The 11,960-nt window shown below is 74.0% G+C and carries 9 protein-coding genes; 2 read left to right on the forward strand and 7 right to left on the reverse strand.

Features of this window, described 5'->3' with window-relative positions; translation table 11 throughout:
• Positions 1 to 208: 208 nt before the first annotated feature.
• Positions 209 to 1,174, reverse strand: a complete 966-nt coding sequence (locus CcI49_RS33160) for a hypothetical protein (RefSeq protein WP_241840376.1) — start codon at positions 1,172 to 1,174, stop codon at positions 209 to 211.
• A gap of 193 nt (positions 1,175 to 1,367) precedes the next feature.
• Between CcI49_RS33160 and CcI49_RS33165 the strand changes: the two genes are divergently transcribed.
• A complete protein-coding gene (locus tag CcI49_RS33165) occupies positions 1,368 to 2,171 on the forward strand; it encodes an enoyl-CoA hydratase-related protein (protein WP_076833237.1) in 804 nt (267 codons plus the stop codon).
• A 200-nt stretch (positions 2,172 to 2,371) separates the two neighbouring features.
• Here the strand turns inward: CcI49_RS33165 and CcI49_RS33170 are convergent, their stop codons facing one another.
• The 5 genes from CcI49_RS33170 to CcI49_RS33190 all read right to left on the reverse strand — a co-directional run bounded on the left by CcI49_RS33170 (position 2,372) and on the right by CcI49_RS33190 (position 9,285).
• Positions 2,372 to 3,595, reverse strand: coding sequence for a low temperature requirement protein A (locus CcI49_RS33170; protein ID WP_076833241.1), 1,224 nt, complete (start codon positions 3,593 to 3,595; stop codon positions 2,372 to 2,374).
• Complete coding sequence (locus tag CcI49_RS33175; protein WP_076833244.1) at positions 3,567 to 5,237, reverse strand: HAMP domain-containing sensor histidine kinase; 1,671 nt, start codon at positions 5,235 to 5,237, stop codon at positions 3,567 to 3,569. Before CcI49_RS33175 ends, CcI49_RS33170 begins: the two co-directional genes overlap by 29 nt.
• Positions 5,230 to 6,096 carry a response regulator transcription factor gene (locus CcI49_RS33180; RefSeq protein WP_076833247.1) on the reverse strand — a complete coding sequence of 289 codons (867 nt, stop codon included), beginning with the start codon at positions 6,094 to 6,096 and terminating at the stop codon, positions 5,230 to 5,232. Before CcI49_RS33180 ends, CcI49_RS33175 begins: the two co-directional genes overlap by 8 nt.
• A 316-nt stretch (positions 6,097 to 6,412) precedes the next feature.
• Positions 6,413 to 7,771: a DUF1501 domain-containing protein gene (locus CcI49_RS33185; protein WP_076833250.1), complete on the reverse strand. Its 1,359-nt coding sequence runs from the start codon at positions 7,769 to 7,771 to the stop codon at positions 6,413 to 6,415.
• 116 nt (positions 7,772 to 7,887) lie between these two features.
• Positions 7,888 to 9,285, reverse strand: coding sequence for a DUF1800 domain-containing protein (locus CcI49_RS33190; RefSeq protein ID WP_054565567.1), 1,398 nt, complete (start codon positions 9,283 to 9,285; stop codon positions 7,888 to 7,890).
• Positions 9,286 to 9,707: 422 nt separating this feature from the next.
• Here CcI49_RS33190 and CcI49_RS33195 point away from each other — a divergent pair, with 422 nt between their 5' ends.
• Entirely contained in the window at positions 9,708 to 10,874 is a 1,167-nt protein-coding gene (locus CcI49_RS33195; protein WP_076833255.1) for an acyl-CoA dehydrogenase family protein, read from the forward strand.
• 57 nt (positions 10,875 to 10,931) lie between these two features.
• Here the strand turns inward: CcI49_RS33195 and CcI49_RS33200 are convergent, their stop codons facing one another.
• Positions 10,932 to 11,765 (reverse strand): alpha/beta hydrolase, encoded by an 834-nt coding sequence (locus CcI49_RS33200; RefSeq protein WP_076833259.1) that lies wholly within the window; start codon positions 11,763 to 11,765, stop codon positions 10,932 to 10,934.
• Between the last annotated feature and the right edge of the window lie 195 nt (positions 11,766 to 11,960).

The raw sequence follows: 11,960 nt of genomic DNA on the forward strand, positions 1-11,960 counted from the left end.
TCTGATACCTCCAACTTGCTCGAGCCCTCACGCGACATCCAGGTCCGCAGGAGGTGACAAAAACTTATAGGCGTATTTGACCGGCGTTCAACCCTTGCCGCGACATCGGACGTCCGGACCCGGAGCGGACCCCCCAGCAGCAGCGATACTGGCCTGCGCCGGGTGCCGCCAGCAGCCGACCAGCCCCGCAACTGGGACACCGGTCAGCTCACCCGTCAGCCGTTCCGGCGGCAGCCTCGGCGGCGCTTCCGGCGACCGTCCCGGTGGCGCTTCCGGTGGCGCTTCCGGTGGCGCTTCCGGCGCTTCCGGCGGCGGTCCCGGTGGCGGCCTCGTCGTCCGCGCCGATCTCGAAGTCGTACTCCAGTGGGACGATCGACCGGTACGGCAGAAAGGCGAGCTCCTCGTACGCCCCGCGGTGGGCCGGGTACCGGCCGACGGCCCGCCAGTACACCCTGGCCCGGTCGATCCGCTCCATCACGGCCGCGGGATCGTCCTCGCACAGCAGCAGGTGCAACACCAGGTCGGAGGCGTCGGAGGCGCCCCGTTCCTGTGCCGACGGCCACTGGCCCGGATCGACCCCCGGCGCGGCCCCCGAATCAGCCTCCGGACGAGCCGCGTCGTCGGCCCAGCCCAGCCGGACCGCGGCGAGCACGCCGGGCACCGCGGCCAGGTCGGGCAGGTGCACCCGCTCCCACCAGTCCACCGCCTCGCCCAGCCGGTCGGCCGACGGCGCCCGCCCCAGCGCCACGATCACCCCGCGGTGGGCCAGGTACGGCACGGCCACCGGACGGACCAGGCAGCCGGGCCGGGTCCACGCCGAGGTGACCCGCCACCGCGAGTTGTGCCGCGCCCGGCCGGGCCGCCAGAACCGCCCGGAACGCAGGATCGTCCGGTCCAGCGCGAGCCAGCCCTCGCGGGCCTGCTCCCCGCACATGTCGAGCGGCCCGCCGAACCAGTAGGTGGTCAGGTACGGCGGATGCCCGCCGAGCAGGTCCGAGCGGACGATCCCCGGCGCGGCGCGCAGGTCGCGAGCAGCCACGTAGCGGCGGCCGGCCAGCACGTCCGGTTTGGCGAGGTGCTCGGGCATGTGATCGAGGTCGTACCAGCGGTTGTACTCCGCGGTGAACTCCGCCGGGATCTCCAGCAGCGCGAGCATCATTCCGGTGATCTCCACACCAGCCCCTTCCAGTCGCCCGTTTCACCCTGGCACCCGGCGACCGCACGGGCCCGGGACGCCACCGGTCGCCGGTGTTTGGATCTGTTGACCCTCGGTGTACTGGTGTGGGTCAATGCGGCATCGGCACCGAATTTCGGGGGCCGTCGATCACGGTTTGCATCCGTCCGCCTGCTTCCGGCGAAGGAGACCGATGCGTCCCGAGCATGTTGGGTACGACGTCGTCGACGATCACATCGGTGTCATCACGTTCCGCCGACCCCGCGCCGTCGAGGAGCACGGCGCCCGCGGCGCCCACCACGCGCAGCTCCTGCGCGAGCTGGACGACGCCTGGCAGACCGCCGCGGCGGACAGTCGGGCTCGGGTCATCGTGCTGAGATCAACCGGCCCGAACTTCTTCGCCGGGCCGGGCGGCTCCGGCGACCGCGCGGGAGCCGGTGCCCGCGCCGGAACCGGTGCCGGTGTCCGCGGCAGCGACAGCGCGGTGGGCGCCGCGGCCGGCGCGTGCGGTGGCGACCACGACTGGGAGGTCCGCCAGCAGCTCCACTACGCCCAGGTCTGGCGCGACATCCCGAAGCCCGCGGTCGCGGCTGTCCAGGGCCGGTGCATGGCCGGCGGGGTGTTGCTCTGCTCCCCCTGCGACCTGGTCGTCGCCGCCGACGACGCCGAGTTCGCCCGCCCCGTGACCGGCACGGCCGGCGGCACAGCCACGGCAGGCCGCACGGCCACGGCAGACGGCGCGGTCACGGCAGACGGCGCGGTCACGGCAGACGGCGCGGTCACGGCAGACGGCGCGGCACAGGCAGGCGACCCGGTCACGGCAGGCGGCCCGGCTTCGGTGGGGGGCCCGGCCGGGGCAGGCAGCTCGGCTTCGGCATGCGCCATCCTGACCGCCGCGCAGGCTCAGGACCTCGGCCTCGTCACCACGGTCGTGCCGCTCGCCGCACTGCATCGCACAGCCCTCGCGCTGGCCCGCGACCTGGGCGCGAGCCGGTGACCACCGAGGCCGTAGCCACCCGACGAACGCCGCTGGACGCCTGAGCGTGATGGCCGGGGAGGCTCGCACCGCAACGCAAAACCGGTAGTTCACACCAAAAGGCCCGCAGACTTGCCTGGCGACCCGCAAGCAAGAAGAATCTTGGTCGTCGGAACAACCGAAATCCTTCACTGCTGCGACTCGCCGAGCCTCCGCTGGCCTCAGGCGGCGCGGGCCCGCCGGTCGTCCAGGACCACCACCAGCGCGACGAGCGCCCACACCGGCACTGCCGCCAGGACCGCGAACCAGGGCAGTGGCAGGCCCGCCGCGGCCGCGGCCGCGATGGCGGCCAGTGCGCCGCAGGCGATGATGACGACGCCGAGGCCGGTGATCGGGAACGCGTGCAACGGGGCATGCAACACCCATACCAGCAGCAGGAACACGATGACCGGCAGCGCGATCGCGAACCCGACGACACCGTCGGACACCTTGATGTGGTGGACGAGCGTCTCCGCCGCCACCTCCAGACCGGCACCCAGCGCGGCCAGCGCGGCGAAGACACCGTAGTGGCCGTAACCCCAGCCGAACGCCCGCTCCGGGTGGCGGGCCAGCCCGTGCCCGGCGGGGGCCGCGAAGTACAGCCACCAGCATCCGAAGAGCAGCAGCAGACCGCCGGCACCGAGCAGGACGGTGTCGGTGGTCGCGCCCGCCTCGACGGCCGGCGCGAGCGCCCGGGACGCGGCCAGCACGCTCTCCCCGAGCACGATGATGACGAACAACCCGTAACGCTCGGCGATGTGATGGGGATGCCAGGACGTCCGGGCGGCGCGCTCGGCCCACGGCGGGACGGCCAGCTCCAGCGGCACGAGTACGAAGAACGCGATCAGCCCGGCGGTGTCCGGCAGCGCGAGCCGGGCGAGCCAGCCGGCCTGGATCACGGCGGTGCCCAGCGCGTAGCGGTACGCGGTCGCCCGGCTGGCCCGATCGCCCCGACCGGCACGCACCCACTGCGTGACCATCGCGACCCTCATGATCACGTAGCCGACCGTGACGGCGGTGTAGTCGGTGTCGTCGAAGGCGGCCGGCACACCCGCCGCGAGCACCAGCACCCCGGCCATCTGCAGCAGGGTCAGCAGCCGGTACGGGACGTCGTCGCTGTCATAGGCGGAGGCGAACCAGGTGAAGTTCATCCAGGCCCACCAGATGGCGAAGAAGACCATCACGAAACCGACGACACCGTGGCCCAGGTGGTCGTCGGCCACGGCATGCCCGAGCTCCGCCGCCGCGGCGGCGATGGCCACCACGAAGGTCAGGTCGAACAGCAGCTCCAGCGGGGTGGAGGCCCGGTGCGGCTCCTCGGCGGAACGCGCACCCATCGGCAGCCGCCACCGGCGCCCGGCGGCCGGGCTCGCCGGTTCACTCGCCGGTCCAACGGTCTCCGGCATACACGCCCCCTTCGTGGTCGGTCGCTGTGGCATCGTCGCCTACCGGCAGCGAGACACCGAAGGCGGCGCCGCCCTCCGGGGCGTGGCCGGCGAAGGGGGTGCCGCCGAGCCGGCGGGTCAGGCCTGCGACCAGCGCGAGACCCACCCCGGTCGAGACCGGCCGCCGGCCGCGGTAGCGCTCGAACAGCGCCGAACGCTCGAAGGCGACGGCGAGGTCGTCGTCGGTGAGGCCGGGACCACCGTCACGGACCTCGATCACGGCGGTGACCGGGGCGGCGACCGGGTCCGCGCGCAGCGCGATCACCACCGGCTGGCCGGCCGGCACCACCCGCAGGGCGTTCTCCGCCAGGCCGTCCACGATCTGGCGGAACCGCATCGGATCGGTGCGGGCGGTCACCGGTGCGCCGGGCAGCTCGACCCCGAGACGGACACCGGCAGCCTCGCAGCGGGGGCGCCAGACCGCGGCCGCCTCGGACACCAGTGCCCGCAGGTCGACCTCGGCGAGATCGACGCGGAAGTCGTCGGCGCCGAGGCGGGCCAGGTCGAGCAGGTCGCTGACCAGCCGGTCCAGGCGCTGGGCCTCGCCGAGAATGATGCGCCCGGTGCTGGTGACGTCGGCCGGTTCGGTCACGCCGTCCGCGAGGGCCTCGGCGAAGCCCCGCACCGCGGTCAGCGGTGTGCGCAGCTCATGCGAGACGGACAGCAGGAACCTGCGCTGGCGGTCCTCGCTCTCGGCGAGCGCGGCGGCGAGACCGTCGAGCGCCGCGCCGACGTCCGCGACCTCCGCCGGCCCGCAGCGGGTGGTCGCCGGCTCCGCGACCACCCGCTCCGAACGGCCCACTCGCCCCAGACTTCCCAACCACCCGGGACTTCCCAACCACCCGGGACGGCCCACCCGCCTCGGACCTCCCGCCCGCTCCGGGGCCACGTGCGCCGGGGCCGCATGCTCCGAGGCCAGGTACTCCGAGGCCAGGTGCTCCGAGGCCAGGTGCTCCGGGCGCACGGCGGCCCGCGGGTCACGGTCTCGGCGCCCGGCGGCGAGCTGGTCGGCGACCTCGGCGAGGCGCCGCAGCGGCCGGGCGAGCCGGCGGGCGAGCAGCAGCCCGACGGCCGTCGCCGCGGCGAGCCCGCCGGCCAGCGCGACCCCGAACCGCCGCAGCATCGCGCCGGCCAGCTCACCGTTCTCGGCCGCGGGCTGCACCAGCGCGATGGCCCCGCCGCCGTCGAGCGGCCTGGCCGCCACGATCACCCGCCGGCCACCGACCGTGCGCGCCGCGCCGACGTCCTGTCCGGCGCCGATCCTGGTGAGGACGTCCGTGGGCAGTGCGAGGCCGCGGCCGGCCCCGGGGCCCTGGCGGGTGATCGGGCGGCCGTCGGCTGTGACCCGCACGAAGGTCACCCGCTGGGCCGCGATCGTCCGGGCCACCCCGGCTCGCAGGTCCGCCGTGGCGTTCGGCCGGGCGAACAGGGTCGCGACGACGTCCGCCTGCCGGCCGAGCGCGCGGCGGGCCTCGTCGTCCGCGGCGCCCCCGACCAGACCAGCGAAGATCGTTCCGGTGAGCGCCACCGCCAGCACGGCGACGGCGGTGGTCGCCAGCGCGATGCGCGCGGCGAGGCCCGCGGGCCGCCGGGCGTCACGCATCGGCGGTGTAGCCGACGCCGCGGACGGTGCGCAGGGGGCTCGCCGGGCCGAGTTTCGCGCGCAGCTGCGCCACATGGACGTCGACGGTCCGGCTGCCGGCCGCCGCCTGGTAGCCCCAGACCTCCGCCAGCAGGCGGTCCCGGGTGTGCACCAGGCCGGGCCGGCGCATCAGCACCGCCAACAGGTCGAACTCGGTGGCGGTCAGGGTCACCTCCCGGTCGCCGGCCATCACCCGGCGGCGGTCCACATCCAGCCGGACCTCGCCGGCGCGCAGCAGGCGGCCCGGTTCGGAGCCGAAGCCCGAGTCCGAGTCCGGGCGGCTTGGGCTTGGGCTCCGGTCGGGAGCCGGGTCCGGGCTTGCGCTCGACCTCGGGTGGTCCGTGACCGCGCCGGGCGACGACGAACCCCACGCTGGCGTATCCCGCGCCGGCGCTGCCCCGGCCGCCGCTGCCCTGGCCGCCGCCGCGGGCCCGGACGTGCGCCGCAGGACGGCCCGCAGCCGGGCGACGAGCTCCCGCGGGGAGAACGGCTTGGTCAGGTAGTCATCGGCACCGAGCTCAAGTCCGACGACGAGGTCCACCTCCTCGTCCCGGGCGGTCACCATCAGCACCGGAACCCAGTCACCGTCGGCACGCAGCGCGCGCAGCAGCTCGCGGCCGTCCAGGCCGGGCAGGCGGACGTCCAGGATCACCGCGGCGGGCGCGAGGGCGCGCGCGGCGGCGAGGCCGGTCGGGCCGTCGGTGCGGATCTGGACCTCGAAACCCTCCCGGGCAAGGTACATGCGGATGAGCGCGGCGATGTGCGCCTCGTCCTCGATCACGAGGATCAGGTCGGCGCGGTCGGCGCTGTCCGCGGGCACGCGGGTATCCACCGGTCTGAGTGTGCTTGCCGTGGTCGGCCGCGCCGGCACCGGCTGCGCTCGCCTCCCTGTATCGACCTCGCGGTCCGTGCCCAACCGCCGCACGGCGACCCACCGGGGATCCCGCGCCCCCGCACAGCGCGCGCAATTCACCCCACTAGCCGCAAACAGGACAAATGGTCGCTTGACAACCCGCAAGAAGGAAGGACTTTGGTCGTTGCAGCAGCCAAAATCCTTCGTTCTTTGCTCGGTGGACGCGGCGGCCCGAGGCTCGGGATTCCGTGACCGGACCGGATGCACCCGCACGACAGGCCGGTCAGAGGAACGCCAGGCGGGGAAGGCGTGCGTCCGAGCCGAGGACGACGTCCGCCTCGGTGCCGAGCACGCCTTCCAGCAGGGTCGCGTACACCGAGCGGAAGTCGGTGGTCACCCGCAGGTCGCCGTCGTCGAGCGCGGTGAGGCTGGGCTGCTCGCCGAAGCAGCCGCCACGCACCGGGTGGCCCAGGATCAGCACGGGGCCCGCCGTTCCATGATCGGTTCCTCCGCTGGCATTGGGCACGACCCGCCGGCCGAACTCCGAGTAGACCATCGTCGTCACCGCGCCGGCCCGCGGGTCGGCGGCCAGGGCCCGGTCGAAGCGGGTCAGCGCGGCGTCGAGCTCGCCGAGCAGGCGGGCGTGGGTGCCGCTCTCGGCGGCGTGGGTGTCGAAGCCGCCGAGGCTCACCGAGTAGACCCGGGTCGGGACCCCCGCGGCGATCGCCCGGGCCACCAGGTCGAGCTGCACACCCAGCTCACCGCCATCACCGCCGTCATCCCCGGCTGCGCCGGCACCACCGGCACCACCGGAAGCGGCGGAAGCGGCGGAAGCGGCGGAAGCGGCGGAAGCGGCGTCGTCCCCGCCGGGCGCCGCGCCCTCGAGCTGGCCGGAGGTCCCCGCGGCGCGCTCGGGGGCGTCGGCCAGCACCGGCCCGAGCGCTCCGGCGACCGTGAACATGTCGGCCCCGGACCGCGCCACCCGGGCCCGCAGCGGGCTGTCGGCCGGGTCGGGGCGATACAGCGTCCGCAGCAGCTCCCCCGCCCGGCCGTCCGGCGCGGCGAACTGGCCGGTGGGGACGGCCGCGCCGACCGCGTGCTCCCCGACGAGCAGTGGCGGGAGCGTCGGCCCGATCGCCAGCGCGAGCAGCGGATCACCGCCGGACGACCCGGCCCGCGTCGCCGTGGCGTCCAGCCACCGCCCGATCCAGCCGGAGGTGGACGCCGTGCGTGGCGACGCCGACTGCCAGATGGCCATCGACCGGAAGTGGCTGTGGTCCGGATCGGGGTAGCCGACTCCGGACACGACCGCAAGCCGGCCCGCGTTCCACAACCCGGCGAGGCCGGACAGCGCCGGGGCGAGCGCGAGGCCGTCGGCGAGCGGGTGGACGTCCTGGGCCGCCGCGGCGAGGTCGCCGCGGGCGGTGCGGTACGCCGGGTCCTCGATGGGCACGACGGTGTCGAGCCCGTCGTTGCCGCCGTAGAGGGTGACGATCACGAGAATCCCGGTGCCGGCCGCGAGCGGTCGCCGGGTCGCCGCGTCGTGCAGGACATCCCAGCTGACGGCCCCGGCCCCGGCGGCGACGGCCGCCGCCCCGGTCACGCCGGAGGCGAGGAGGAAACGGCGGCGGCTCAGCGGCATGGCGGTCCTTCCGGTTCGGGACGGGGTCGCGGTTCGGCAAGGCCGCGGTTCGGAGCCGGAGCCGGGGCTGCGGAGCCGGAGCCGGGGCCGGGTTTCGGGGCTGGGATCGGGATCGGTCAGGTGACGACGTACTCGGGCGCGAGCAGGGCGAGGGTGACCAGCTGCCGCGGGTCGTCCCGGGCCGCCGACAGCGCGTCGCGGGTGCGGGTGCTCCACGCCGGCACCGAGAGCAGCCGGGCCGCGGCGTCGACCCGTTCACCGGGCGGGACGTCCGCCACCGCCGACAGGTCGGCCAGGCCGGTGACGGCGGTGGCGAACCGGGACCTGGTCAGGCTCGCCGCTGTCGTCAGCCAGGCGCCGCCGGCCGGCCAGCCACCGACGCTCGGCGGGATGAACGGGACCTGCCCGAGGCCGCGCAGCACCGCGATCAGGCGGCTCGGCGCCGCCGCCCCCGCCGCACCCGTCGCCGCCCCCGGCTCCGGCACCGTGAGCCGCAGCGCGCGGAGCACACCGACGACGTACTCCACCGGCTGGACGACCAGCTGCCCGGCGGTGGCGCGCAGGCCCGGCGCGAGCAGCAGCGCGCGCAGGGCCGCGCCGGTGTCGAGACCGGGACCATAGGCGGCCAGCAGCCCGGCGATGGCCGGATCGCCCGGTGCCACCGGTGCCGCGTACCGGCTCCACAGCCGGGAGCACACCCAGCGTGGGGACGCCGGCGTGTGCGTCACCAGGTCGATGACGTCCTCGCCGCCGAGGTTCCCGGTCTGCCCGAGCACGGTCTTGGTGCCGGAGTCATGCTGGCGGGCCAGCACGGTGAACCGCCCGGACCGGTCGGCCCGCCAGCCGGTGAACGCCCGCGCGGCCTCGCGGACGTCGGTCTCGCCATACGCGCCGATACCGAGGGTGAACAGCTCCATCAGCTCGCGGGCGAAGTTCTCGTTCGCGTTGGCCTTGACGTTGCGGCCGGCGTCCAGCCAGAGCAGCATCGCCGGATCCTGGGCGACCGCGAGCGTCAGCTCGTCGAACCGGCCGCGGCCGGCGCGGCGGAGGATCTCGTTCTGCGCCAGCATCAGGGCCGGTGACCGCACCTTCTGGATGGAGGTGGCGAAGTGGCCGTGCCAGAAGAGAGTCAGCTTCTCGGTGACCGGGTCGGCGGTCGCCACCATGCGGCGCAGCCACCAGCCGATCAGCGCCTCGGTGCGCTCCCGCAGGCCTTTCGCGTAGGCGGCACGGGCCGCCTTGTCGGCCAGGTCCGGGGGTCGGTGGTCGGCCTCCCGGTCGAGGTCGGGGGGTGCCACCGCGGCGGGATCCGGGCGGTCGCGTGCTCGCAGCAGGGCGTCGACGGTCGCCTCGAAGCCGGCCTTCTCGGCGGCGTCGAGCTCGTCCGGGCGGGCGCCGAAACCGGCCCGGCGGAACAGCAGCGCGAGGGCCGCCCGGCCCTCGGCCGGTGCGGGCGGGCTGGCGGCCCGGCCCGGTGTGGCGGCGGTTGGGCCGGATGTGGTGGCGAGAGCCATGGCACCGAGGATGGCGGCGCGACATCAGGAACCGGCGAGGGTCCTGTTCGGGTTCGGTAAGGATCCGAATCGGCCCATGCCGGGCGCGAGTCGCCCGCGTGAGGCGTTTCGCGACCGGGTCGGCTGCCGTCCGGGACGCTTCCGGACGTGGCGATCTCACCGTCTCCGGATCGGCGTCCCATCACCGGCGCCGGTTCCGGCACAGTCGACGAATGCGACGCCTTCGGGGCTCCCGCGTCGGCGACGGGTTTCCCCGAACGGCCCATACTGTCACACTCCGCCACCGATTAGCATACGGAATGCGATGTTCGTCTTTGGCGAATCAGATGCGCAGCGGCGCCCGGCGCGGGATTGTCTGTCATGGCGGATCCGCCGGGTCCCGCCGCCGTCCCGCTCAGCCTCGTCCAGTGGAAGGTCGACCGATGCACTTCGAACTCACGTCGGATCAGGAGCAGCTCAGGGCCGGGGCGCGCGAGCTCGCCCGCAGCTTCGGGGACGACTACTGGGCGGACAAGGACCAGAAGTGCGAGTTCCCGTGGGAGTTCTACAACGCGTTCGCCGAGGGCGGCTGGCTCGGCATCGCCATCCCGACGGAGTTCGGCGGCGGCGGGCTGGGCATCACCGAGGCGGCGCTGCTGCTGGAGGAGATCGCGGCGTCGGGCGCCGGCATGAACGGGTGCAGCACGATGCACCTGACGATCTTCGGCCTGAACACCATCGTCAAGCACGGCAGCGCCGACCTGCAGAAGGAGATCCTGCCGAAGGCGGCGGACGGCTCCCTGCACGTCTGCTTCGGGGTCACCGAGCCGAACGCCGGTACCGACACCACCCGGATCTCCACGTTCGCCCAGCGGGTCGACGGCGGCTATGTGATCAACGGCCGGAAGGTCTGGATCACCAAGGCCGGCGACTCGCAGAAGATGATCCTCATCACACGGTCGACGAAGCGTGAGGAGGTCACCCGTCCCACCGACGGCATGACCCTTTTCCTCATCGACATCGACCGGGAGAAGATCGACCTGCGGGCCATCCCGAAGATGGGCCGCAACGCCGTCTCCTCCTACGAGGTGTTCATCGACAACCTCTTCGTACCGGACAGCGCGCGTATCGGCGACGAGGGCAAGGGCTTCAGGTACCTGCTGGACGGGCTCAACCCGGAGCGCATCCTGCTCGCCCACGAGGCGCTGGGGATCGGGCGCGCGGCCATCGAGAAGGCGACCCGGTACGCCAAGGAGCGGGTCGTGTTCGAGCGGCCGATCGGCCAGAACCAGGGCGTTGCCTTCCCGCTCGCCGAGGCCCAGATCCGCCTCGACGCCGCCGAGTTGATGGCGCGCCAGGCCGCGTGGCGCTACGACCAGGGCCTGCCCTGCGGGCCGCAGGCGAACATGGCGAAGTGGCTGTGCGCCGAGGCCGGGTTCCAGGCCGCCGACCAGGCCGTCCAGACCCACGGTGGGATGGGCTACGCCCGGGAGTACCACGTGGAGCGCTACTTCCGGGAGTCCCGCGTCATGCGGATCGCGCCGGTCAGCCAGGAAATGGTGCTCAACTACGTCTCCCAGCACGTGCTCGGCCTGCCCAAGTCGTACTGAGCCCCAGGCCCCGGATGGCCGGCGGGTCCCCTCCCGCCGGCCCCGGGAGCGCCGGGCTCAGGCCCGGGTGGAGGAGACGAACTCCAGCAGGTCGGTGCTCAGGCGTTCCCGATGGGTGGCGGGCAGGCCGTGCGGACCGCCCTCGTACACCTTGAGCGTCGCGTCCTTGATCAGCTCCGCCGAGCGCTTCCCGCCGACCTCGAAGGGAACCACCTGGTCGTCGTCGCCGTGGATGACGAGGGTCGGCACGTCGAACGCGGCCAGGTCCGGCCGGAAGTCCGTCGCCGAGAAGGCGGCCACGCACTCGTAGGAGCTGCGCAGGCTGGACTGCATGCCCTGGGCCCAGAAGGAGTCGCGGGCCCCCTGCGAGACGTTGCTGCCGGGCCGGTTCGCGCCGAAGAACGGGCCGTCGGCGAACTCACGGTAGGCTTGGGCGCGGTCGTTGACCAGGCTGGTGCGGATCCCGTCGAAGACCTCGATCGGCAGGCCCTCGGGGTTGTCGTCCGTCCGCAGCATGAACGGCGGCACCGCGGAGACCAGCGCGACCTGCGCCACCCGGAACGTGCCGTGCCGGCCGATGTAACGGGTGACCTCTCCCCCGCCCATCGAGAACCCGACCAGTGTCACGTCGTGCAGATCGAGGTGGTCGATCAGGGTCGAGAGGTCGTCGGCGAAGGTGTCCATGTCGTTGCCGTCCCACGGCTGCGACGAACGGCCGTGCCCGCGACGGTCATGCGCGACGACGCGGTAGCCGTGGGCCGCGAGCGCGGCCGCCTGGGACTCCCAGCTGTCCGCGTTCAGCGGCCAGCCGTGGCTGAGCACCACGGGACGCCCCGTGCCCCAGTCCTTGTAGTAGATCTCGGTTCCGTCCTGCGTCGTCACGGCCGCCACGATCGTCCCCTTCTCCGCGTGGGTGGGTGGGGGTTACCTCCCCCTCCCTCACGCTAGGCCCGCCCACGGGAGAACGCGCACCGATCAGGCACCGACCGGCACCGCTCGGGCGGGGCTCGGCGGGGCTCGGCGGGGCTCGGCGGGGCTCGGCGGGGCTCGGCGGGGCTCGGCGGGGCTCGGCGGGGCTCGGCGGGG

The sequence above is a fragment of the Frankia sp. CcI49 genome, assembly GCF_001983215.1.
In the GTDB taxonomy this organism is placed as follows: Bacteria; Actinomycetota; Actinomycetes; order Frankiales; family Frankiaceae; genus Parafrankia; species Parafrankia irregularis.